A 22,833-nucleotide genomic window follows, 5' to 3' on the forward strand; every position below is an offset into this window, starting at 1 on the left:
GTGGCAAACGCCGGCGGGGTTAATCGATGAACAAGTTTCTGATCGGTCTGGCGGGGATCGCCGTCATTCTCGGAATTGCGGTGCTGTTGTCGAACAACCGCCGTGCGATCCGTCTGCGTGTGGTCGGTGCGGCGTTCGCGCTGCAGGCCGGTATCGCCTTGCTCGTGCTCTATGTGCCCGCCGGCAAGCATGTGCTGCAGTTCCTGTCGGGCGGCGTCGCCAATCTGCTCGGCTATGCCAATGCCGGCACCAGCTTTCTATTCGGCAAGCTTGCCGCCGATCCTCTGGGCGCGAACTTTGCGATTCAGGCGCTGCCGGTAATCATCTTCTTCGCCAGCCTCGTGTCGATCCTCTATTATCTCGGCATCATGCAGTTCGTCGTGCGCTGGATCGGTGGTGCGATCGAATGGGTGATCGGCGTATCGAAGGTCGAATCGCTGTGCGCGGCGGCCAACATTTTCGTCGGGCAGAGCGAATCGCCGCTCGTCATCCGCCCCTATCTCGCCAGCCTAACCCCGGCGCAGCTGTTCACCGTGATGACCAGCGGGATGGCCGGTGTGGCCGGTACGATCCTCGCCGCCTATGCCTCAATGGGTATCTCGATCGAATATCTGCTCGCCGCGAGCTTCATGGCCGCGCCCGGCGGCATCCTGATGGCCAAGATCATCATGCCCGATGTCCCCGCGACCGTTCAGGGCGAGTTGCCGCTCGGCGACCATCCCGAGGACCAGCAGATCAAGCTGTCCGAGGCACGCGTCAGCGGACAAGGTCCGGCCGCGCTCTTGCCCGAGGGAACGCCCGGCGAACCCATGCCCGAGGCGAGCCATGACGAAGAAAAGCCCGCCAACATCATCATGGCGGCGGCGCAGGGTGCGCAAACCGGCGTCAGGCTGGCGGTCGCGGTTGGCGCGATGGTGCTGGCGTTCGTCGCTCTGGTCGCGCTCGCCAACGGCATCCTTGGTGGCATCGGTCACTGGTTCGGCCTGGAGAATCTGAGCTTCCAGGCCCTGCTCGGTTATGTTTTCGCGCCGATCATGTTCCTGCTCAACGTGCCGTGGAACGAAGCGGGCGCCGCGGGCGGGCTGTTCGGGCAGAAGATCGTGCTCAACGAATTCGTCGCCTATATCGACCTCGGCAAGCAAGCGGCGGCGCTTTCTCCGCGCACTGTCGCGGTAGTCACCTTCGCGCTCTGCGGGTTCGCCAATTTCTCCTCGATCGCGATCCAGATGGCGGTCACCGGCAGCCTTGCGCCCAATCAGCGGCCGATGATCGCCAAGCTCGGCCTGCGCGCGCTGTGCGCGGGCAGTCTCGCCAACCTGATGTCGGCGGCGCTGGCGGGGTTGCTGATTCCCTGAGCGAGCCGATGCACTGAGGTCACTGTTCCGGGTCGAAGAAAAGCGACCTTTCGGCAAGCTCGGGGCGAAATCGGGGGGCAGGTTCGGTCCGAGTGGCGGTGCCGATTCAAGACCGGGGCCGATTGTTGCAGCATGCAAGCGGACGGAAGACCATCGGCATTTCCGCTCCGCTCTTTCTCATCGTTGAAATTGTCCAGCTGCGTCGGGCACGCTGTTCCGGCGCATAACAGCGTGCTGTTCCGTGCTGTTATCAGGCTGTTCCACCGCTGTTATTCGATAACAGCGGCAGCGGCTTCAACTCATTGGAAAACAGCCGGAAAATCGGACCAGTCCGGCCGATTAACAGCATGGAAAAAATTTGCGTCGATATAACAGCGGGAACGGCATGAGAATCGCGGCGAAGGCAAGCGCGCGGCAGGCTTGGTTTGTCACATTTCGAGATCGAGTTGCGGCGTCGTGTCCTCCTCCGCGTCGAAGGTCGACAGTGTGACCCCGATCAACCGGATGCCAGCGCGTAGCGGAAACAGCGTGCGTACCAGCGAGAGCGAGACATCGTACAGCGTCTCCTTGTCCGCCACCGGCGACGCGCGGGTCCGGCTGCGCGTGACCTGGCGGAAATCGGCGTAGCGCGCCTTGACCGTGACGGTGCGCCCGCGCCCGCCCGATTTCTCGCACCAGGCCCAGACATCGTCGGCCATCGCGCGCACGCCCGCCTCGACCTGTTCGGGCTCGATCAGATCGACTTCATAGGTCGTTTCCGAACCTGACGACTTGCGTGGCCGGTCGGGCGTCACTTGCCGGTCGTCCTCGCCGCGCGAAATGGCATGGTACCAGGCACCAGCCTTGCCGAAATGGGCTTGGAGGAACTGCAATTCGTGCGTCCGCAGATCGGCGCCGGTAACGATGCCGAGTTTGTTCATCCGTTCCGCGGTTTTGGGTCCGATGCCGTGAAAGCGGCCGACCGGCAATGCTGTGACGAAGTCCAGACCCGCGCCGGGCGGGATGACGCACTGGCCATTGGGTTTGTTCTGGTCCGATGCGAGCTTGGCGAGGAACTTGTTGTACGAAATGCCCGCCGAGGCGGTCAGCCCGGTCGTCTCGAGGATACGTGCCCTGATTTCCGCCGCCGTCGCGGTCGCCGAAGAAAGGCCGCGCAGATTGTCGGTCACGTCGAGATAGGCCTCGTCGAGCGAGAGCGGTTCGACCAGCGGCGTATAGTCTTGAAAGATTGCGCGGATCTGCGCCGACACCGCGCGATACACTTCGAAGCGCGGCGGCACGAACACCAGATCGGGGCAGCGGCGCAGCGCGGTAACCGACGGCATCGCCGATCTGACGCCGAACGTGCGCGCTTCGTAACTCGCCGCCGCGACCACGCCACGCCCGCTCGACCCGCCGACGGCAAGCGGCCGGCCACGCAGGTCGGGATTGTCGCGCTGTTCGACCGACGCATAGAATGCGTCCATATCGACATGGATGATCTTGCGGGTCACGGCGGCTTTTTATGCGCCTCCGGCCCCGGCGGTAAGCGTCTTTATTCTGCGTGCACCACCGCGCCGACCGCCATATTTTCCAGCCCGAGCCAGCTGGCCATGCGTCGCAGTTCGACGCCAAGCCGCTCGATCGTCTCGCCCGGAGCGCCGGACTCGACCGTCACACGGTGCGCGAGCAACCGGCCCGCTTGCCGGTCGGCCTTCACATCGACGCGCGCGACGATACGATCGTCGAGCAGGAAAGGCAGGACATAATAGCCATGCCGGCGCTTCTCGGCCGGGACATAGATTTCGATGCGATAATGGAAATCGAACAGCCGTTCGGTCCGCGCGCGTTCCCAGATCAGCGGATCGAACGGGGCCAGCAGCGCTGCGCCGGTGATGCGTCGCGGTCGGCGTGCCTCGTGATGGAGGAAAGCGGGTTTGCTCCATCCGCTCACCGCGACCGGGATGAGCACACCCTCCTCGACCAATGTTTCGACACTGGTCCGCGCAGCCTCCGGCTTGAGGCGGAAATAGTCGCGCAGATCGGTCTCGGTCGCCACGCCCAACGTTCGTGCGGCGCGCTCGGTCAGTGCGCGGAACGCATCGACATCGCTCGGCGTGGGTACATCGCGGATCTCCGCCGGGATAACACGCTCGGTGACGTCATACACGCGCTCGAAGCTGCCGCGCCGCGTTGCGGTGGTGATGTGGCCGGCACGGAACAGCCATTCCAGCGCCTGTTTGGTATCGCCCCATTCCCACCAGCCGCTGCGGCTCTTGCCTTCCTCGAAATCGGAGGCGGCCATCGGCCCGTCGCTCCGGATACGCTCCAGGATCAGTTCGGCTTCACCGCGCCGTTCGGTCGCGAAGCGCCTGAGGCTGGTCCAGCCGCCCTCGCCGCGATCGGCCTGCGCCATGCGCCAGCGCAGCAGCGGATGCAGCGCCATCGGCAGCAGCGATGCCTCATGCGCCCAATATTCGAACAGCCGCCGTTCGCGCTTCGGCCCCCAGGCGGCGCGGTCGATCAGCGTGCGGTCATAATCTCCGAGCCGCGAAAACGCCGGCAGGTAATGCGCCCGCACCGCGACATTGACACTGTCGATCTGGTGCAGCGACAGCGTATCGATCGTGCGCCGCAAATGATGCTGGCCGACAGTCTCTGGCAGCGCCGCGCCGAAGCCCTGCGCCCCCAGCGCAATACGCCTCGCCAGTGAAATGCTCAGCGTTTCGGTCAGGAGTTGCGCTCCGCGCGCTCGGCGGCCCTGGCATAATTCTCCGCTGCCTGCCTCTCCCTCGCATCCTTGAACGCGGTCGCCGGATCGGGCGCCTCGCCAAGTCCATGCAGCAGCACCCACAAGGCAAAACGCCGGCTCGGGTCGCGCTCGGTGCCGAAATCGATGCGCAGCCGCTCGAGACCCGACTGGATCGCGGCTTCGTCGAGCGTCTCGAGGCTTTCGGTGCCGAAATAATGATAGAGCAGGGCGTCGAGGTCCAAGTCAGTTTCCCAAGAGAGCATTTTCGTGGCCGACCGATCGTGTAGCCTTATCCAGTGCCGTCGTCACCGGCGCCGGACGCGAGAATTTGCCCGAGCGCCCAATCGCGAAAGGCCATGATCGGTGGCCGGAGTGTGGTGGCGACCGGGGTGACGAGATAATAAGCGAGCCCGTCGAGCAGCGCCGGATCGGCAAGCGCGATCAGCCCTCCGTCGCTGATGTCCGGCTCGGCCAGCGCTGCGGGCAACAGTCCGACGCCATGACCCGACAGGATCGCGATCCGCAACAGTCCGACATCGTCGAACGAAGCGCCCCGCGCCGCGCCCGGCAATGCCAGGCCCTGATGCTCGAACCATAAGGCCCAGCCCCCGCGATCAGCACCGTGCACTTTCGGCCAGTCGAGCAAACCGGCGGCATGGGCGGGCGATCCGAGCCGGGCGACGAGATCGGGACTGGCCACCGGCACGACCATCGGCGCGATCAGCAAGTCGCTGACCATGTCGCGATATTTGCCGAGGCCGTGGCGAATCGCGATATCGGCCTCGCCTGCCGCGAGATTGGCGAGTCCCGTCGCCGCCATCACGCGCAAGTCGATCGTCGGATGTCGGTCCTGGAAGTCGGCGAGCCTTGGAACCAGCCAGGTTTCCGCAAAGAATGGCGTCACGCTGATCGTCAGGACGCCGCTCTCGACACCGCCGCGCACCCGGTCCGCCGCTTCGGCCATCAGGCGAAAGGCCTGGCGCACCCCCGGCAATAGCGATTGCCCTGCGTCGGTGAGGTAGATGGCACGGTTCGCCCGCCGGAACAGTGCCACGCCAAGTTCGTCCTCAAGACCGCGAAGCTGCTGGCTGACCGCGCTGGGGGTGACGCACAATTCCTCGGCAGCGTGCTTCATCGACAAATGCCGGGCCACGACATCGAAGGTGCGCAATCCGTTCAATACGGGCATTCGCATTAGAAAAACTTATCTAGTTAAGTTAGCGACGATCGTTTGTCAGTCGCAGCATATATGTCAAGAAAGGATCGCACAACAACGATGAACTATCGCCCAACGGCACGATTCAGTGAAGCGCGGCTACTTCGTTGACGCATGATGTCAGGAGTTCCGCCATGAATCCCGCGCCCGAAATCTCGACCGAGAACCCGATCTTCCGCAACTATGTCACCGTCCACAGCGTGCCGATGGCTTATGTCGATGTCGGCGAAGGCGATCCGATCGTCTTTCTCCACGGCAATCCCACGCCTTCCTATCTGTGGCGCAATATCATCCCGCATGCGCTGCCCTTCGGCCGCTGCCTCGCACCGGATTATCCCGGGATGGGGAATTCGGGTGCCGAGCCGAACGGCGCCTATCGGCTGGCCGACCAGCAGCGCTATGTCGATGGCTGGTTCGATGCGCTCGGCCTCGATCATGACGTCATTCTGGTGGTGCACGACTGGGGCTCGGCGCTCGGATTCGACTGGGCGCGACGTCATCCCGACAGGATCAAGGCGATCGTCCATATGGAGGGGATCGTGCGCCCTTTCCTGTCATGGGACGAGTGGCCGGCAGTGACGCGCGATTTCTTCCAGGGCCAGCGCACGGCGGCGGGGGAAAAGATGATTCTCGAACAGAATCTGTTCATCGAATATCTGTTGCCGCTGCGCGGTCTCTCCGGCGAGGCGATGGAAGTGTATCGCAGCCATTTTCGCGTGCCGGGCGAAGCACGCCGACCGATGCTGGCCTGGACTCGCGACTTGCCGATCGCCGGCGAGCCCGCCGATGTCGTCGCGGTGGTCGAGGCTTACTCGGCCTGGCTTGCGACCAGCCCGGTCCCGAAGCTGTTCATCAATGGCGACCCCGCCGGCTTTCTGATCGGCGCCCAGCGCGACTATTGCCGCGGCTTTCACAATCAGCAGGAGGTCACGGTCGAGGGCGCGCATTTCCTGCAGGAAGATTCGCCGCGCGAGGTGGGCGAGGCGATCGCACAGTTCATCGCCGCCGTTCTCGCAGGCAGATTCGCTGCATGACCGAGTTGCAGTATCTGACGATCGAAGAATTGTCCGCGGCGATTGCTCGCGGTGACCTGTCGCCGGTCGATGTGGTTCAGGCGCAGCTCGACCGGATCGCGGCGCTAGACCGCACGCTGCACAGCTATGCCTGTTTGATGGCGGAGGAAACGCTGGCCGTGGCACGGCAAGCCGAGGCGGACATCGCAGCAGGAAAGGCGCGCGGCCCGCTTCATGGAGTACCGCTGGGCATCAAGGACCTGTTCTGGACCAGGGATGCGCCGACGGCGGTTGGAACCGCGATCCATCGCGATTTCCGGCCCGCGCAGGATGCAACCGCCGTCCGCCGGTTGCGCGAGGCGGGTGCGATCCTGCTCGGCAAGCTCGAAATGACCGAAGGGGCCTATTCGGACTATCATCCGTCGGTCACGCCGCCGGTCAATCCGTGGAATGCGGACTATTGGCCGGGCATCTCGTCAAGCGGGCCGGCCGTCGCGGTTGCGGCGGGGCTTTGTTACGGCGCGCTCGCTTCCGATACGGGCGGATCGATCCGCTGGCCGGCTGCGGCCAATGGCATCACTGGTCTCAAGCCGAGCTGGGGCCGGGTAAGCCGTTACGGCGTGTTCGAACTGGCCGCTTCACTCGACCATGTCGGCATGTTGACGCGCAGTGCGGCTGACGCGGGATTGCTGTTCGATGCTGTTGCCGGCGCCGACCCGCTGGATCTGACCGCCGTGCAGGCGCCGGCACCCCGTCGCTTCGGCGAAGCGACGGGCGATTTGCGCGGGGTCCGGATCGGGGTCGATCCGGCGTGGAACGGCGACGGCGTGGATGACATCGTTCCGCCCGTTCTCGCCGGAGCGCTGGAGGTTTTTGCTGCGCTCGGGGCCGAGATCGTCGAGGTGACGGTGCCCGATGTCGGTGACGCCGTCGCCGACTGGCCGGCGAATTGCGCGGTGGAGGCCGCCGTCGCGCACCAGGCCACCTATCCGTCGCGCAAGTTGGATTATGGCGCTGTGCTCGCTGCGGTTCTCGATCAGGGCCATGCCATGTCGGGCATGGAGTATCAGCGGATCCTGTTGCGCCGCATGGCACTGCGTGGCGCGTTCGACGCGCTGCTCGCGCGGATCGACTTGCTACTGACCCCGGTCCATCCGTTCGCACCGCTCACCCTGGAGCGCATCCGCACGCTGGGCGACCAGCCGCACCTGATCGCCGCGCTTCAGCGTTATACCTGTCCCTTCAATATGACCGGCCTGCCGACGCTTACGTTGCCCGGCGGCCATGACGCGACCGGTATGCCGATCGGATTCCAGCTCGTGGCGGGCCATCTGCACGAAGCAGGGCTGATCCGTGCGGGCATCGCCTATCAGGGCTCGACCTCCTGGCATCGCAGGCACCCTATCGGTTGAGTCGGCCGACCGTTGAGCGCGAGAACGACCGGGGGCTGAACGGAGTTGCTCCCGCCCGGACAGGAGTTACCCTTGTCCGGCCGCGCGATGCGCTTCCGGCCGACCATAACGCTCATAAAGCATGATCAGCGCGACTGCCGCCATCACCAGGATGTGCGGCGCACCTGTGAAGAAGAACGGCAGCGCCATCAGCGCCCAGCACGATCCCACGCACGCGGCGCCGACCATGACGCCATGACGTGCCGCGTTCAGTTCATGTACGAAGCCGGATCGGGGCATCGGCGCAACGCCGCAGCGGTACAGGCAGCGCTGCTTGATCGGCATTGCCTGCCACGCCGCCGCTACACCAAGCGCGATCAGCGGGCCGGCCAGCACCGACGAGGCGGTCGTCAGCCGCAACAATGACGCCAGAGCGACGAGGACGACGATCGCCGCAATCCAGACGGCGACGTAAGCGATCAGAAAGGCCGCGACCGCGGCATCGCGACGACGCGCACCACTGCCGGCGCGAACCTGCGCCAGCGGCGTATGGAGCAACGGCAGCATCATCGCGCACAGCATCACCAGCCAGGATAGGAACAGCGGCGGTAGCGCATTGATGCGCAGTGCGATGGCGAAACTGGCCGGGACCGTGGTCCAGAAATGCCCGCCCGGGCCGCATAGATCGGGCAGGATCGGGATGATGCTCCACGACAGCAGCAGGGCCCAGGCAAACAGGCTCGGCGCGACCAGCGGCCAATGACGCCAGCGCCGGGCGGCCTGCCCGATCATGACGATGTTTGCGCTGCGGCCGGTGGCCAGGGCGGCATGGGACAGGTTTTGGCGGCCGGGAGTTTGCTGCTGACCGGCGGGTCGGGATAATATTGCGTCGTCCGTTGAACGTCGCGCGCGACCTTGCCGCCTTTCAGCAATTTGATCAGCTTCAGCGCTTCGTCCAGCCCGGAGGAAATGCCGCCCCCGGTCAGCCGGTCGCGGTCGAGATGGAAACGCGGATGCCCCCGCACCACGCGGACATGCTTGTACGCCTTCAGGCACGGAATGAACGCCCAGTGCGTCGTCGCCTTATAGCCGTCGAGCAGCCCGGCGGCGGCAAGCAGCAGCGCCCCTTCGCACACCGACGCGACCATCGGCGTCATCGCCGCCTGCTTGATGAGGAAATCGAGATAGACGCGTTTCGGATCGTGAATCAGTTGCGACAGCGCATTGGGGTCGCCGCCGGGCACCCAGAGCGCGTCATAGTGGCGCGCCTGATTGAAACTCCGCTCGACGCGGAACTCGAAACCATCGCGAAACCGAACCATGCCACGCTTCACGGCGAGCAGGTCGACCTCGATATCGGCCCAGCGGAACATCTCATACGGTCCGGCCACGTCGAGCATGTCGACATCGTCATATACCGGGATACCGATGATCATCGCGCCGCTCCGATCCTTAGTTGGCCTAAGGGAGAGCGCCGTTGCCAGAATGGCGCGTCCGGCCAGCGCGACCCGTTTGCGTAATGGTCGGCCAGCGCACGCGTGTAATCTTCGAAGCCATGCGCCCTGATCATCGCGTAACGTCGTCGGATTTCGTCCTGCCGGCCCTGCACGTCACCACCATGGACCATGTCGGATGCGGCATAGGCGGCCAGGATACCCGAGCGCAGCGCATGGACGATGCCGCGCGACGATAGCGGATCGGCGGCGAACAGCGTGTCTCCCGCCGCGATCCAGCGTCGCCCGGCGGCGGGTTCGGCCGTCCCGGTGCCGGCTGAGCGCACCCGCGCGTCACCGATCCGCGCATCGATCGGCACGAGCGCGCGTATATGGCGCGTGGCATCCAGTGCGCGTCGCCAGCCCTGTTCGGTGCGAAGCGCGAGCGCCTCGCCAAGATCGGGGTCGGTCATGCACGCGACGATGCGGCGATCGCCGGGCAAGTCCGCGCTGTACCACCAGCCCTCCGGCCGCGCCTCGATCACCGTCCGGTTATCCCCGGCCACGCCTTCGACGAAGCGACTATGTGCGACCAGGTCGCCATGCACACGCACCTTCGCGCCGAACGGCCGCGCCAACCGCCAGCTTCGCCCGGTCGCCCAGATCACCGCCTGGGCGACGACCTGATTGCCATCGGCGAGTGTCAGCCGCCAGCCTTCGCCGTCCGGTGCGGCCGATCGCACCGCGCTGCCGGTCGAGAGCGCGACGCCCGCCGCCATGGCGGCATCGGCGAGCATCCGGTCGAACCGTGCCCGATCGAGATGCCAGCCGGGGCCTTGCGCGGAAAAGATGCTGTGACGCTCGTCCAGGTCATCACCCATCCACGCCGAAGCGAGCGCGCGTCCTGCGAAGAAGCGCTCGCGCTCGAATGCTGCCATGACGCCAAGTTGTTCGAGCAGGCCGCGCGCCACGGCAGGCAGCACCTCGCCCGGTCGTGGCGCTCGATAGTCGCCCGCCTCGATCAGCCGCACGGCTAACCCCGGTGCATGACGGCGCAAGGTCAGCGCGGCGCCCACCCCGGCGGGGCCGCCGCCGATGACCGCGATCTCAGCCCTGGCGGGTGGCATAGAAGGACGCGACCACGCCCGCCGGAGAGGTGCCGCCGCCGCTGCTCGAATGCGGGATCGTGCGCGTCACCGATCCGACGAACGCGGCGGTCTGCAACTCATCCGTGCTGCTTGGCCAGACTGGCACCAGCCAGCCGATATAATCGTAGATCCATTGCTCGCCGCCGACCACGCCCTTGCCCTGGAAGCGCACCGCCATCGGCGATCCGAATTCGAAACTGCCGCGCAGGTCGAGCGACCAGCCCGGTCCGCCGATCGTGCCGCCCAATTCGGCCGGCGCGGTCTCGATGATGACCAGCGTGCCGAGCCCGAATTCCAGGTCGTTGAACGCGGTATCGACATCTGGGTCGTTGAGCAGGCTGCGATAGGTCCAGCTGCCAATGAATGGATTGGTCATGGCTTAGTCTCCCGAATCTTCGATGCTGATATATTTCTGGTCGGGCGAGGGGCCGGTGGCGGCTTGTGGATTGCGCACGACGAAGCCGAGTTTCGACCATTCGGTGACCATCTTCAGGTCGCCGGCCAAAGTCTGCGGAATGCCGCGTGCCCATGCGCGGAACTGCAGTGTCGGTTTGCCGTCCACGACCGCCGGGACATAGACTTGCATCGGCCGGTGCGCAGGCCACCACAAAGTTTCCCACACACGCTGTTCCTGCGTCATCAGGCTGTCGCCGATGCTGTCCGGACTGAGCTGATTCCACTCCTCATAGGTGACGTCGATCATCTGCGTGGAGCATTCGTTGAAATCCGCCTGCCATGGCAGGCCCGACAGCTTGGTCATGTCGCCCGGCTGCAGCCCGACGGTGAAATCGCTGCCCTGCGACAGCGGATCGTTGATGTAGGAAACATAACCTTCCTCACCGACGCCCGCGCCCCAGCGATTGGCGTTCTGCTGCGCGGCGGTGAGCTGGAACTGATACCATTCGGGATCGGCCTTGATCCGGTATGGCGCACGCCAGATCGCCGGATTGCGGATGATCCAGGTCACCTCACCACCGGGGCAGAATGCGCCGCCAAGGCCATTGGACAATATGCCGCGATCAAGCTCGCGCCCGGTCGTCGCCGTCCAGTCCTTGTACGGCTGCCACGGATCGATCGTATCGGGTACGAAACCCGCCGCGACTTCGTCGATGAACAGTCCCTTGGCCCATTGCCGCAGCATGAAGAGCTGCGTGTCGGTCAGCCGCAGGAACTTGCTTACTGTCTTGTTGGTGATCGGGTTGTCGCCGGCGAGCAGCGGCATCAGCGGCAAATGATAGGTTCGCGTCGCCGGGTTGCTGCCGAGGCGGAAGCTGTTTTCCTCGCCCGGCTTGCGCAGCAGGTCGAACAGATATTGGCGATAGGTACGGCCGGGATCGGTCGTCGCCTCGGCCCGCGCGGTATCGAGTGCCTGATCGAGCAGGATTCCCGCGCGATAATCGAAGGCGAGCCGGCGCAGCACCGACTCGATCGGTTCGTCGGGATTCTGCGTGCGGTCCGGCGCGTCCGGTTCCTGTCGCGACGATCCGCGCGCCAGCTTCAGCAGTGGCTTCAGCTTTGGCGACACCACCGCCGCGACCGCCGCGATCGCCGCATCGACCGCTTCGCCCCATGCAGCATGCGCGGCGGCATAATCTGGCGAAGGCGCGGCCTCGTTATCGGTCTGGATCAGATGCCAGCGCGCGGCAAAGGCCTCGGGCGTCTCGCCGTCGAGCGGGGGACATATGACGGCGGTGAATGCCGCCGCCGCTGCCTTGAGCGGGCCGGACGCGATATCGATCGCCCCCGCCGCACCCGGCGCCTGAGTCGCATCGAGCTGCATCAGGCTCGGCTCGAGCGCCGTTTCGAGCAGCTTGCCCGAGCGATGCGCATCGACCGCCGCTGCCAGTTTCCGGGCGAGCGTGCGTGGCGCCATCTTTGGCGGAATGCACAGTCGGTAGGGATCGAACGTGCCCCGGCTCGACTGGTTGTGCGGGAAATTCGACAGCTGCAGGATCGACGCGAAATAGGAGAATTCGTCGGCGCGAAACAGGATCGGCCAGATGTCGCGCCAGAACCATGGGCGATAATCCGGATTCCATTGCACCGGCCCGGCTTTCCAATGGAGCAAGGCCGGCGTGTCTTCCGGATCGATCTTCTGCGGCGCGGCAAATGTGCCGGCGGTGCCGTACATTTCGGTGCGATAGGCGAATTCACGGATCGACATATCCTCGACCACGTCTTCCAACGTGATCATGTCGAGGACTTGCGGAGCATAACGCGGATAGCCGGCGAGAACCCAGGCGGGATATTCGACATCGACATACCGCAGCTGGCCGACATTCTCGGCCTGCATCACGAGGCGAGCCATCACCGGCCCGTCGGAGATGTCGTCGAACCAGCTGTCGCTATTGGCATAGGTGTCGATGCGCGGATGGCCGAAGCCCGACGCGAACGAGCCGCTATTGCCGTGCCCGGCGAGCACCAGCAGCCGGCCGTCATCGTCGGTGATCAAATCGCCAAGCGTATCGATGTCGCGCGGCTGCATGCCGGTCGGCGGGAAATTGGCCGCATAGGCGGGATTGCCGTTGCGGCTGAAGCTCGCCTTGCGCCTTGTCTTGTGATCGACGGTCTGCGGACCGGGATCGATAATCAGCTTTTGCCGCTCCTGCGGATCGGTGATCGTCGGATTGCGTAAGGGGGCGCCATTCGGATAACCGACCTCGCCGCGCAGGCCGTCAAATGTGTACCAGGCGGCCTTTTTGTTGGCGAGCTGCACGCGCCACTGAATGTCGACCAATGTCCCTTGGTTGCCGCCGCCTTCGATCGCCTCGTTGAGCTTGAGCCGGCGGCCATCCGGATGTTCCTCGTCATAGACATAGATCTGGAAGCGCGCGGCCTGGCGCTTGATCCGGCCCTTGCTGTCCTTGAACGTCTTGACCGGCTTGTTGCCCTTGGCCGGATTGCCCATCGAATCGCATTCGATCGGCAGTTGTGCCGGGCCTTCGGGTGTGATGCAGAAATCGTCGGGGCTGTCGCCCAGCCGGGCGATGCCGATCGCGGGATGGATACGATATACCGGTGGCGACGCCATAGAATTCCCCTTTGGCCGGCGCCCGATTGGCGCCCCCTGCTGCTTCAATCGAGAAAGTTGAGCGACACCCCGTCGAGCCGCAGCAACTCGCGATCCTCCTCGTACGAGGCACCGATCACGACCAGGCTGACGGTCAGCGTCTTCGCCCCCGTAGCGAGCAGCTTCTTCACGCAGCGTGTCACGTCGATGCGGTGGTTGCGCGGCGTGTTCATGCTGCGCTCGCGCCGGTCGAACTTGCGATTGTCCGCCGGTGGCAGTTCGCAATGACCGGGGCCGCCATAGCATTCGCCGTGCCCGAACACCGCCGCATAGCCGGCATAGCCTTCGCTGGTCAGTGGGGTCGACGCATCGGCATCGGGCGTGTTGAGGAACACCCGGATGAAGCAGGATCGCGGCAATTGCGGCACGCGGTGCAACCGAACCTCGGCCGAACGGAAGCCCTTGTACACCGCGTCGGACACCGGCAGCGGCGCGGACACGAACCGGCCGACGGGATTGGTCAGCCCGACAGGGATCATGCTGCCACCACGGACATATTCGTAACCGAAGCGATGCATGTCGAGCGTGTCGCGCGTGGCGTAGCTCCACGGCGTCAGCGGCGAATCGAGATCGGCGGGCAGTCCGTCGGGATGTTCCTGCTGCCAATTGTGCCACAACCGGTCGATATTGGCGTGGATCGGCCAGAAGATCGGGTCGTAGGACGCGGTCAGGTTGCTGAACATGTCGCCAAATTGCGGTTCGCTGTACAGATCCTCGCGCTGGTGGAATTTGCGGCCCGCCACTTGCACCGCGCGATTGCGGTCGAGCGGCGTTGCCGCATTGAAGGCCGGATTGATGCCGCCGCTCCAGATATGCATCGTATTATGCGGATTCTGGTCAAGAAAGCCGAAACTGTCGACATATAGGCTGCCCCCGCCGAAATCGCGGAAGGTGCGCAAGGCCATGATCTCGTCAATGTCTTCCGGCCGCGGATAATGGTAGTGAATCCGGGTATTGATCGTCTGGTTGGGGCCGAATTCGCCCGAATAGCGTAGCGGATACCAAAGCGAATTGGCCTCGAGCAGGGCATCGATCAGCCGTTCGCGATAAGTGCCCTGGATATAATCGCCGCCGATCGCCGCGCCGACCACGGCAAGGAATTTGCTCAGCGTCGCATAATGCACCCCGACGATGGGCTGCAGCTTCTTGACCGGAAATCCCTGGCCGGCGAGCGTGCGCAGCGAAGCTTCGGTCAGGAACGCCTTGAACGCCTCGGGCAGGATCGCGCCCTTCGACGGGTCGTCGGGATTATAGCGCGGCGCGGGAAAATCCCACCAAGGCATCGTCACATCGGGACAATGATCCTGCAGCGCTTGTTCGAATTCATAGAGATAGACGCGGTGCCAGGGCAGGAAGCGCTCCCAGCCATGCTGACAGTGATTCTGATGGATCAGCGCGAGGTTGTTGTAGCTGCGCTTGTCGCCGACCCATTTGTTGAGCGTGTAGAGTTCGCGAAACGCGCAGCGCAGCCGCTCTTTCTGCGGCTCGCTCATCGCATCGACGTCCATGCGCTGACGCAATTCGCCCTTGGCATAGGCGTAGGCGCCGGGATCGCTGGTCGGTGCGAACACCGGTCCGGACAGGCCGCTCACCTCGACCCGGGTTTCGCCGGGCACGCTGACTTCACCGGCAATGGCCAGCGTATCGAGCAGCGCCCCCGGGCAACCCTCGTCGATCCACGCCTCGATCCGGTCGATATCGGCCGCCGCCACAGCCGCCCCGCCCCAGGGCAGGCGCGGGAATTGTGCGCCGTCGTATGGCGACTGGCCACGCAGGCCGCGGACCAGCCCGGATTGCGCACCGCGATCCGATACGCCGCCCTTTCCGCAGCAACTGCCGCTGGCCTGCGGTTCGATAAGCGTCACACCCATCACGCTGAGGACGAGGAATTGCGGTAAGGGCAATTCCCAGAAGGCGCCGAGCGCCCCGGACCCCGTCCCGCCCGCATCGCGCAGGATCGTCTGCACATCGGCATAGCCGAACACCGCGCGCGCGGGCGCTTTGGGCGGTTTCGGCGGCTTGGGCGCTTTAGTGGTTGCCATGCGCATTGCCCTGCAGCTGCTGTGGCGCCACCGGCGGCGCGCCGACATTACCGTCGGGCAGGACAACCGCGACATTCTGCATCATGCCCTGATCCTCATGGTCGAGGATGTGACAATGCAGCACGAATTCGCCGATATAGCGCTCGTAGCGGGTGCGGACCTTGATCGTGTAGATGCCGGAAAAACCCTCCGGCAGGCTCGTCCCGCCGATCAGGCTCTTGATCCATAGCGTGTCCTTCCACACGCCCTTCAGCCCGGCATATTGCGGGTCGATATCGCCGCCGGCGTCATCGGCCGATCCGATCGCGCTGACATCCTTGCCATCGGGATCGATGATCGAGACGATCTGGAACGGATTGACGTGGATGTGGAACGGGTGGCTGACGAAATGCGACTGCAGGGTCCATTCGTCGACCCCGCCGAGCTTCAGCGCGCGGTCGAGCCGGTTGGGATCATAGGATTTCGCGTCCGCCGTGACCAATGTGTTGCCGACCTCGAACTTGGTGTCGGCGGTCTTGGTATCGATGAAGAAGGTCAGTTCCTGCGTGCCGGTTACTTCACCTGCTTCGATCGTCGGATGCGGCACGAAGCGCGTCAACTTCATTCCGGCCTTGAGATCGGCGATGACCGACGGCTGGACATCGGCCGGAATCACCTTGGTCGCGGTCTGGACCAGTGCGTCGGTGACATAGTCGGCAAGATTGCCAGTCACCTTGGTGCCCGGTGCGACCCTGACGAAACCAAGCAGCTGGCGGCTGACCGCGAGCGCGTTGACCGTGCCCGATTTGGGCGCCGCCGAATCGATCACGCAATAGCCGGCGGTGTCGGGGAACACGACCAGCGCATCGTAGCGATAGCCGGGCTGGAACGTGGTGAGCTTGGTCTGCTGCCCCGCCGCCATGGTCAGACCGTCGGCAGCGACGACCGAATAGGGCAGGGCCTCGGTGCCGCAATTGTCGCGGATCGCCTTTTCCTCATCCTCGGGCGATTTGATCAGCTGCAGCTTCTTCACCAGCTTGCCCGGCTTCGCCTTGAAGAATTGCAGGCTGATCGTGTCGCGAACCCCGGCATGGATCATGCGCCAGCGCTCGACCTGGCCCTGCACCGCGTTGAAACTGGGCAGGATTTCGCCGTTGATCGAGGTGTAGCGGCCCGATGACGGCCAGGTGCCGGGGCCGAACTGATCATAATCCTCGATCACCCCGACATCGCCCGGATCGCACAGATAGCGGCCCTTGATGGTCTGCTTGATCGTGCCGTGCGGATGACCCGGCGAGGGCGCGGTGCGGCAGGCGTACTGGATCTGCTGCATCACCAGGATGCGCTCGGGCATGCCTGCGACGATCGTATCGAGATCGCCATTGCTTTGCAGCGTCGGCAACCGGTCGCCCCGGATGATCAGCGCCCCGGCCATGCCGCTCGACACTTGCAGCGCGGTCGATCCGTGGCGGTGGGTATGATACCAGAACGTGCCCGACGGATGCTCGCCCGGGATATTATATTCATATTGGAATTTCACGCCCGGATTGATCGACAGCAGCACATTGTCGCCATTGCCGGCCGGGTTCACCCACAGGCCATGGGTGTGCAGATTGGTGCCGTTGAAGCAATGCGGCTTGTCCGGCATGTGATCGGACATCGCGCAGCCCGGATCGGCGGGCAGTTGGTTGTCGAGATTGACCCGGATCGTCTCGCCCGGCCGGATTTCGATCGTCGGCGAGACATAGGGTTTGGTCGGATCGACGTCGGTGCCGTTATAGCTGCGCAGCCGCACCTTGTCGTTCAATCCGGTGGCCGGATTGTAGAGCTGGCCGTCGGTCATCACCACGTTCAGGTTGAGCACGCGCTCCCTGACCGTCGGGCTTGGCGCCGGGCGGGTGCTGCCGGTGCCCGGAACGGCGCTGAGCAGCATCTTCGACGCGGGCTGGTTCGAATCGCCCAGCGTGCGTGGATTTTCCACCATGCGCCCGCCCTCCTGGGCGGCGGCAAGGCTTGGGGATCCGATCGTCAGCGCGATCGCCAAAACAGACAGGCTAGTGCGGGCTAGTTTGGTATCGAGATGCAGCATGATCCCCCCTCAGGTCTTCACGCGGTTCGGTGCGACGTGTAACTTGTCCTCCGAAGAATCGATGATGTCGAGTGCTTGGCAGGAGAGAATTGGGACCATTTTGGCTATTGATGGCACCATCACTGCCGTTTCGGCAGCTATTAGGGCCGATAGTTTCAACTCTACCTTACCGCGTCATAGTGACGCGCAAGAATGAGCCGTTTTGGTTCTATGACGGTTTCGAGACTGTTAACAAAACTCGGCGCGATAACTTGGTCGATTGTTGCCGCGGCTGTCTTCGACTGATTATCGCGAATCCAGGAGGATTCGGCATCGAGGCGATCCATGCAAGCCCCGCGCGATCGCCGTCCCGCCTTCCACCGCCTTGGCGAGCTTTTTCGGTGCGACGCCCACAGCGTTGACCGCAACATTCGGATTGAAAACAGCGTCGTATCGGCCGATCTCGCAGGAGCAAGACACAGGAGTGCGATATGGGGCAAACCCCGCAAAGCTACAGTATCTTCGAGACCGCGAACGGTTTTGCCGCGATCGCCTGGCATTCGACCGGCATCACCGCTTTTCGCCTGCCCGCGAGTTCACACGAGGCGACCGAGCGCTCGTTATTGAAGCGACTACCGCATGCCGTTGCCGCCGATCCTCCGACTGCGGTCGCCAATACGATTTCCGCCGCTCAGCGTTATTTCGACGGCGAGGAAACCGATTTCTCCGGCGTGCCGGTCGATCTCGGCGATCAGGCGCCGCTCTTCGCCGACATCTATGCGGCGGTTCGGCGGCTCGGCTGGGGCGAGACGACGACCTATGGCGGCGTCGCAAAGCAGTTGGGCGAGGGACCGGAGGTGGCGCGCGATGTCGGTCAGGCGATGGCCGCCAATCCCGTTCCCCTGATCATCCCCTGTCACCGCGTCCTCGCGGCGGGCGGCAAGGTCGGCGGTTTCTCCGCGCCCGGTGGGTCGGACGCGAAGATGAAGATGCTGGCAATCGAAGGCATCGACCTATCACCGCCCAAGGCTGCTCAGGCTGGATTCGCCTTTTAGCCAAACGACGGCGATCAGCCGCGGCAGGTGATCATCGACACATTGCCGAAGGCGCCTTAATTGTCCGTCCGGATACCGTAAAATTCGCGGTTCGAGTGCGACTGACCTGCTGCGACGCATGGCTCGATGCCTGTCGGCGGATGCCGGGGATTATTGTACCTGCGCTACCCGCCCAGGTCCGGCAAGGCGCTGGCGAGCGCGTCCATGTCCGCCATGGTGTTGAACAGAGCGGGCGTCACGCGGACACAGGCGCCCTTGGCCGGTCCGACACGGTGTACGGTGAAGATGCGGTGCCGTTCGAGCAACGTCGCGGCCAAAGCGATATTGTCGGCGACGCTCGTCTTGCCCGCGACCCGGAACGCAGTGATCCCGCCGTGCAACGCCGGGTCCTCGGGCGTCAGTACCTCGATCCCCGGGATTTGCCGCGCACGGGCGACCCACCGGTTGCGCAGCATGCTCAGCCGGTCGGCGCGACGTTTGGTACCGATGGCTTGCTGAAAGGCGATCGCGGCGGGCACGGTCAGCTGCGCGGCAAAATCCAGCGTGCCGGTATGGACGCGTGCCTGAACCGTGTCGCGATCAGAGGCGTCGTTGGCCGGATCGCGATCGATCGCCGCTAGAGCGCGCTTGCGGATATGCAGCGCGCCGACGCCAAGCGGCGCGCCGAGCCATTTGTGGCAATTCAGCCCGACAAAATCGCAATCGAGATCGACCAGCGCGAAATCGAGCTGACCCCAGCTATGTGCGGCGTCGACGATCGTATCGATCCCGCGCGCCCGCGCCATCGCCGCGATCTCGCGCACCGGCACGACCAGACCGGTGCGATGGCTGAGATGCGTCAGCAGCATCAGTCTGAGCCGGGGATTGGCATTAATCGCCGCGGCATAGGCATCGATGATCGATTGCCGCGTGGCCGGTTCGGGCAGTGCGATCCGCACCACCGCGACACCGCGCCGCGCGGCCAGGCTCTCCATGCATGCCTGCATGCTGTCATAATCGAGATCGGCATAGAGCACCGCATCGCCGGTCTTGAGCCGGTTATAGCCGAGAATCAGCGTCTTCAGCGCTTCGGTCGCGTTGCGGGTGAAGGCGACTTCCTCGGCGGGCACGCCAAGCGTGGCGGCCAGCCCGTCGCGCGCGGCGATCACGTCACGCACCATGCCGCGCCGGGCATAGTAGCTGGTGTCGCGATTGACTCGTTCGACCGCTTGTTCATAGGCGCGCAGCACCGGCCGGGCCATCATGCCCCAATTGCCGTTTTCGAGCTGGATGACCTCGCGCGTCACGTCATACTGTGCCGCAACATTGCGCCAAAAGGCATCATCGTCACCGCTCGCCCCAGGTAGCGCCCCGGCGTGCGCGGCGACGGGCAACGCCACCGCACCCGCCAATAACGCACGCCGGTCGATCGGAAAACCGGTTGCCATCAAAAGGTCACTCCCAGCCGGACATAATATTGCCCGCCATCGGTATCGTATGGCGCGTTGCGCGAATAGATCAGACCGCGCACCGCTTGGTTGGTCGCTTCGTCGGGATAAGTGTTGAACACATTCTCCGCCCCGACCCGTACCGAGAAATGCTCGGTCACGGCATAGCGCGCCGACACGTCGAACAGGGCGATCGATCCGAAACGCTGGAACAACTGGGCGGAGCCGTTGGCGGCGATATCGGTCCACGCCCCATAATAGCGCCCGCGTGCCAGTAGCGAGACCGGGCCAATATCATAGCCGATCGATGCGGTGCCATTATGTTGCGGCAGGCGTTCCTCGAAGACGCGGCGCTGTGTATTGTTGGGAATCGCTGCGGAAATGCCGCTCCTCACTTTGGTCTGGTTGTAATTATAGGCAAGGCTCAGGCTCGCTCGCCCCGGACCGGCCCGGTGGGCATAGGACAGGATAGCGTCGATCCCGCGCGTGCGCGTGTCGAAATCATTGGTGAAGAAGCTGATCGTGGTGAAGCGCTGCGGATTGGGGACGTCATTCGGCGGCGGGAATGCCTGCGACTGGCTGAAGCGATCACTGACGTCGATCTGGTACAGATCGATGCTGCCGCTAAGACCAAAGCGGCTCTGGAAAGTCAGGCCCGTCGTCGCCGTACGCGACGTCTCGGGCGTGAGCGGTTTGGCCTGGAGGGCAACGGCCAGTGGATCGCTTGGTGACAACCGGCCCTGCGTGAAGATTTCCAGGGTGCTTGTGTTGAGACCCTGGGTGGTTTGCGACGTGTTGAGCTGCGCGGGCGTGGGCGCGCGGAAGCCGGTCGAATAGGTCGCACGCGCCGCGATCCCCTTGATCGGCTCGATGCGCGCCGCGAACTTGTAGTTGAACGTGTTGCCGAACTCGGAGAAATCCTCGTAGCGCCCCGCAGCGCCGAGCGTCAGCATTTCGGCCGGCTTCCACTCCAGGTCGAGATAGCCGGCATAGCTGGTCTGGCCGAAGGTGCCGGCCACCGCCGGGCTGAAACCCGGAAACCCATTCGAATTGGGGGCAAGGCCGGTCGCCGCGCCCGGGCCGACCGCATAGGATGCGGGGTCGCCGGCGGAGACCTGATAAGTCTCGACCCGGCGTTCGGCGCCGAACGCGATATTGACCGGATCGGCGGTGCCGAGCGGCAGGCGATAGACGAAATCGGCATTCAGGTTGAATTCGCGCTGCTCCAGCCGGCCGAGATAGAAGCTGGTCGGGCTTAGCGGACCGAGCGAGGCATTCAGGCTTTCGTTCAGCGTATAGTCGATCCGGCTGCGACCCGCTGCCGCGCTGATATCATAGGTGAAACGCTCGCCGATCGCCCCGCGCACGCCGCCATTCGCCTGGTAGTCGCTGAACGTCGTGCTGAAACGCGGCGTGAAGCCGACTGGATATAGGGTGAGGAAGGAAAAGCCGGGAAAAGCGGTACTGGTATTGAACACGCTGCCCGTGCCGGCCGGGTTGCGCCAGTTGAAATCGGTCACGCCCTCGCCCTGCTGTGCGGTGCCGAAGGCATAAAGCGTTGCCGCATCCGACAGGTCGTAATGAGCGTCGATGGCACCGCGGATACGCTCTTCGTCGGGCTGGCCCCAGCGCTGCACCGGATTGGGCACCGCGAGCCCCGGGTTGAGGTCCTGGAACTTGATGGCATCGGGCCGCTGACGCGTGCGCGATGTCGCTTCGCTATGGTCATATTCGCCGGTGATGACGAGCATGCCGCGGTCGCCCAGAGCGATACCGCCGCGTGCGCCGACTTGATATTCCTTCCCGTCGCCGCGATCATATTGGGAGAACTGGCCAAAGGCATCCATGCCCGGGCTGTCGTCGAGGATAATGTTGACCACGCCGGCGATCGCGTCGGAGCCGTATTGCGCCGACGCGCCGTCGCGCAGCACTTCGATCCGCTTGATCGCCAGCGACGGGACGCCGGCCAGATCGGGCGCCTGCGCACCGCGCGTGCCGAGCAGCGCGGAGCGGTGATAGCGCTTGCCGTTTATCAGGACGAGCGTCTGGTCAGCCGACAGTCCGCGCAGCGACGCGGGACGCACGAATGCCTGGCCATCGGCGGCGGGCAGGCGCTGGACGTTGAAGGAGGGCAGCAGTTGCGCCAGCGTGTCGGACAGGTCGCCCGAAACGCTCGACCGCACCGCGTCCGCCGACAGCACGTCGACCGGCGCCAGCGTGTCGAACTGTGTCCGTGACCGGTCGCGCGTGCCCGTCACGACGATATCGCCGATCGGCTCCGGCACATCGGCGGCCGCTTCCGATACGGAAAATGGCGGTCCGGACTGGACTTGCGTCTGAGCAAAAGCGGGTGCGCAGGCGAATTGCAGCGCGATGACCGCGCTGCTGGTCTTGAACTTCATGAAACCCTCCCGTCTGACCGAATGGATGGCCAGGTCGAGGCGGCTGTTAGGCACTCTATTGTTCAGCGCCGTGACGTTTGGCGCTCAATTTTGTTACATGGTACGGACATCGTGCGTCGGTGGCTGACACATCGGCCGGGCGCTTGGGCATCGCGTTGTGCGGGCCGAGCGCTGACCCGATCCTAGCACTGCGCGGCAAAGCAGATCATGATGCGCTTCGGAATACCCGTTGCTATGCGGCTGACCGCTGTCGCCGATGTTCTCGCGGCGAAGGCTCCCCGAAGGGAAACCATCCAGTGCTTGATCTGACGAGAAAAATGGTGCTGCCGGTGAGGATTGAACTCACGACCTCAGCCTTACCAAGTGGCATCTATACTTACTCATTACTATCCAAACCTACGATTTCCGCCATTTATTCTTGAGCAGACTACGCCAAAATGCGAGATTGGTGTCGTCGATATTCTACCGCGTGCTTCCGATCGGTTTCCAGAATCGGGGGATTG

Annotated in this window: 17 protein-coding genes; 4 read left to right on the forward strand and 13 right to left on the reverse strand. The window is 64.1% G+C overall.

All coding sequences use genetic code 11. From position 1 onward, the window contains the following. The first annotated feature begins 26 nt into the window (after positions 1-26). A complete protein-coding gene (locus ACVWZA_RS02135; protein ID WP_457309495.1) occupies positions 27-1,355 on the forward strand; it encodes a NupC/NupG family nucleoside CNT transporter in 1,329 nt (442 codons plus the stop codon). 428 nt (positions 1,356-1,783) lie between these two features. On the opposite strand, the gene dinB is transcribed toward ACVWZA_RS02135, so the two are convergent. From dinB to ACVWZA_RS02155, 4 genes are all read right to left on the reverse strand, one after another. Further along, positions 1,784-2,848: a DNA polymerase IV gene (dinB, locus tag ACVWZA_RS02140; protein ID WP_457309496.1), complete on the reverse strand. Its 1,065-nt coding sequence runs from the start codon at positions 2,846-2,848 to the stop codon at positions 1,784-1,786. A 41-nt stretch (positions 2,849-2,889) separates the two neighbouring features. Then, a complete protein-coding gene (locus tag ACVWZA_RS02145; protein ID WP_457309497.1) occupies positions 2,890-3,972 on the reverse strand; it encodes a winged helix-turn-helix domain-containing protein in 1,083 nt (360 codons plus the stop codon). Between the two features lie 92 nt (positions 3,973-4,064). Further along, a complete protein-coding gene (locus ACVWZA_RS02150; RefSeq protein WP_457309498.1) occupies positions 4,065-4,328 on the reverse strand; it encodes a hypothetical protein in 264 nt (87 codons plus the stop codon). Between the two features lie 47 nt (positions 4,329-4,375). After that, on the reverse strand, positions 4,376-5,275 hold the full coding sequence (locus ACVWZA_RS02155; RefSeq protein WP_457309499.1) for a LysR substrate-binding domain-containing protein: 900 nt from the start codon (positions 5,273-5,275) through the stop codon (positions 4,376-4,378). 161 nt (positions 5,276-5,436) lie between these two features. Here ACVWZA_RS02155 and ACVWZA_RS02160 point away from each other — a divergent pair, with 161 nt between their 5' ends. Both ACVWZA_RS02160 and ACVWZA_RS02165 read left to right on the forward strand, forming a co-directional pair. Beyond that, on the forward strand, positions 5,437-6,336 hold the full coding sequence (locus ACVWZA_RS02160; protein WP_457309500.1) for a haloalkane dehalogenase: 900 nt from the start codon (positions 5,437-5,439) through the stop codon (positions 6,334-6,336). After that, complete coding sequence (locus ACVWZA_RS02165) at positions 6,333-7,727, forward strand: amidase (protein WP_457309501.1); 1,395 nt, start codon at positions 6,333-6,335, stop codon at positions 7,725-7,727. Before ACVWZA_RS02160 ends, ACVWZA_RS02165 begins: the two co-directional genes overlap by 4 nt. A gap of 66 nt (positions 7,728-7,793) precedes the next feature. Here ACVWZA_RS02165 and ACVWZA_RS02170 read toward each other — a convergent pair whose 3' ends face one another. Genes ACVWZA_RS02170 through ACVWZA_RS02200 form a run of 7 tightly spaced genes read right to left on the reverse strand, consistent with a single transcriptional unit; the run spans position 7,794 to position 17,467 of the window. Beyond that, the gene (locus ACVWZA_RS02170; RefSeq protein ID WP_457309502.1) at positions 7,794-8,498 is read right to left on the reverse strand and encodes a copper chaperone; all 705 of its coding nucleotides are present in this window, start codon (positions 8,496-8,498) and stop codon (positions 7,794-7,796) included. Beyond that, on the reverse strand, positions 8,495-9,142 hold the full coding sequence (locus ACVWZA_RS02175) for a DJ-1/PfpI family protein (RefSeq protein ID WP_457309503.1): 648 nt from the start codon (positions 9,140-9,142) through the stop codon (positions 8,495-8,497). Before ACVWZA_RS02175 ends, ACVWZA_RS02170 begins: the two co-directional genes overlap by 4 nt. Beyond that, on the reverse strand, positions 9,139-10,266 hold the full coding sequence (locus ACVWZA_RS02180) for an FAD-dependent oxidoreductase (protein WP_457309504.1): 1,128 nt from the start codon (positions 10,264-10,266) through the stop codon (positions 9,139-9,141). Before ACVWZA_RS02180 ends, ACVWZA_RS02175 begins: the two co-directional genes overlap by 4 nt. Beyond that, positions 10,247-10,663, reverse strand: a complete 417-nt coding sequence (locus tag ACVWZA_RS02185) for a hypothetical protein (RefSeq protein ID WP_457309505.1) — start codon at positions 10,661-10,663, stop codon at positions 10,247-10,249. Before ACVWZA_RS02185 ends, ACVWZA_RS02180 begins: the two co-directional genes overlap by 20 nt. Before the next feature lie 3 nt (positions 10,664-10,666). After that, positions 10,667-13,318 carry a LodA/GoxA family CTQ-dependent oxidase gene (locus ACVWZA_RS02190; RefSeq protein ID WP_457309506.1) on the reverse strand — a complete coding sequence of 884 codons (2,652 nt, stop codon included), beginning with the start codon at positions 13,316-13,318 and terminating at the stop codon, positions 10,667-10,669. Positions 13,319-13,362: 44 nt separating this feature from the next. After that, positions 13,363-15,399: a tyrosinase family protein gene (locus ACVWZA_RS02195; RefSeq protein ID WP_457309507.1), complete on the reverse strand. Its 2,037-nt coding sequence runs from the start codon at positions 15,397-15,399 to the stop codon at positions 13,363-13,365. Beyond that, positions 15,386-17,467: a multicopper oxidase family protein gene (locus tag ACVWZA_RS02200; protein WP_457309508.1), complete on the reverse strand. Its 2,082-nt coding sequence runs from the start codon at positions 17,465-17,467 to the stop codon at positions 15,386-15,388. The genes ACVWZA_RS02195 and ACVWZA_RS02200 overlap by 14 nt, the downstream gene beginning before the upstream one ends. A 470-nt stretch (positions 17,468-17,937) precedes the next feature. Between ACVWZA_RS02200 and ACVWZA_RS02205 the strand changes: the two genes are divergently transcribed. Further along, entirely contained in the window at positions 17,938-18,501 is a 564-nt protein-coding gene (locus tag ACVWZA_RS02205; RefSeq protein ID WP_457309509.1) for a methylated-DNA--[protein]-cysteine S-methyltransferase, read from the forward strand. A gap of 164 nt (positions 18,502-18,665) precedes the next feature. On the opposite strand, the gene ACVWZA_RS02210 is transcribed toward ACVWZA_RS02205, so the two are convergent. Beyond that, positions 18,666-19,928, reverse strand: a complete 1,263-nt coding sequence (locus tag ACVWZA_RS02210; RefSeq protein WP_457309510.1) for an aminotransferase class V-fold PLP-dependent enzyme — start codon at positions 19,926-19,928, stop codon at positions 18,666-18,668. After that, the gene (locus tag ACVWZA_RS02215) at positions 19,928-22,330 is read right to left on the reverse strand and encodes a TonB-dependent receptor plug domain-containing protein (RefSeq protein ID WP_457309511.1); all 2,403 of its coding nucleotides are present in this window, start codon (positions 22,328-22,330) and stop codon (positions 19,928-19,930) included. Before ACVWZA_RS02215 ends, ACVWZA_RS02210 begins: the two co-directional genes overlap by 1 nt. Between the last annotated feature and the right edge of the window lie 503 nt (positions 22,331-22,833).

This window comes from Sphingomonas sp. UYAg733 (assembly GCF_054057355.1).

What these genes read in the sequence shown, in the direction of transcription:
- ACVWZA_RS02135 (WP_457309495.1), top strand. Translation starts at nt 27, where the DNA reads ATGAACAAGTTTCTGATCGGTCTGGCGGGGATCGCCGTCATTCTCGGA.
- ACVWZA_RS02155 (WP_457309499.1), bottom strand. Translation starts at nt 5,275, where the DNA reads ATGCCCGTATTGAACGGATTGCGCACCTTCGATGTCGTGGCCCGGCAT.
- ACVWZA_RS02160 (WP_457309500.1), top strand. Translation starts at nt 5,437, where the DNA reads ATGAATCCCGCGCCCGAAATCTCGACCGAGAACCCGATCTTCCGCAAC.
- ACVWZA_RS02165 (WP_457309501.1), top strand. Translation starts at nt 6,333, where the DNA reads ATGACCGAGTTGCAGTATCTGACGATCGAAGAATTGTCCGCGGCGATT.
- ACVWZA_RS02170 (WP_457309502.1), bottom strand. Translation starts at nt 8,498, where the DNA reads ATGATCGGGCAGGCCGCCCGGCGCTGGCGTCATTGGCCGCTGGTCGCG.
- ACVWZA_RS02175 (WP_457309503.1), bottom strand. Translation starts at nt 9,142, where the DNA reads ATGATCATCGGTATCCCGGTATATGACGATGTCGACATGCTCGACGTG.
- ACVWZA_RS02180 (WP_457309504.1), bottom strand. Translation starts at nt 10,266, where the DNA reads ATGCCACCCGCCAGGGCTGAGATCGCGGTCATCGGCGGCGGCCCCGCC.
- ACVWZA_RS02185 (WP_457309505.1), bottom strand. Translation starts at nt 10,663, where the DNA reads ATGACCAATCCATTCATTGGCAGCTGGACCTATCGCAGCCTGCTCAAC.
- ACVWZA_RS02190 (WP_457309506.1), bottom strand. Translation starts at nt 13,318, where the DNA reads ATGGCGTCGCCACCGGTATATCGTATCCATCCCGCGATCGGCATCGCC.
- ACVWZA_RS02195 (WP_457309507.1), bottom strand. Translation starts at nt 15,399, where the DNA reads ATGGCAACCACTAAAGCGCCCAAGCCGCCGAAACCGCCCAAAGCGCCC.
- ACVWZA_RS02200 (WP_457309508.1), bottom strand. Translation starts at nt 17,467, where the DNA reads ATGCTGCATCTCGATACCAAACTAGCCCGCACTAGCCTGTCTGTTTTG.
- ACVWZA_RS02205 (WP_457309509.1), top strand. Translation starts at nt 17,938, where the DNA reads ATGGGGCAAACCCCGCAAAGCTACAGTATCTTCGAGACCGCGAACGGT.
- ACVWZA_RS02210 (WP_457309510.1), bottom strand. Translation starts at nt 19,928, where the DNA reads ATGGCAACCGGTTTTCCGATCGACCGGCGTGCGTTATTGGCGGGTGCG.
- ACVWZA_RS02215 (WP_457309511.1), bottom strand. Translation starts at nt 22,330, where the DNA reads ATGAAGTTCAAGACCAGCAGCGCGGTCATCGCGCTGCAATTCGCCTGC.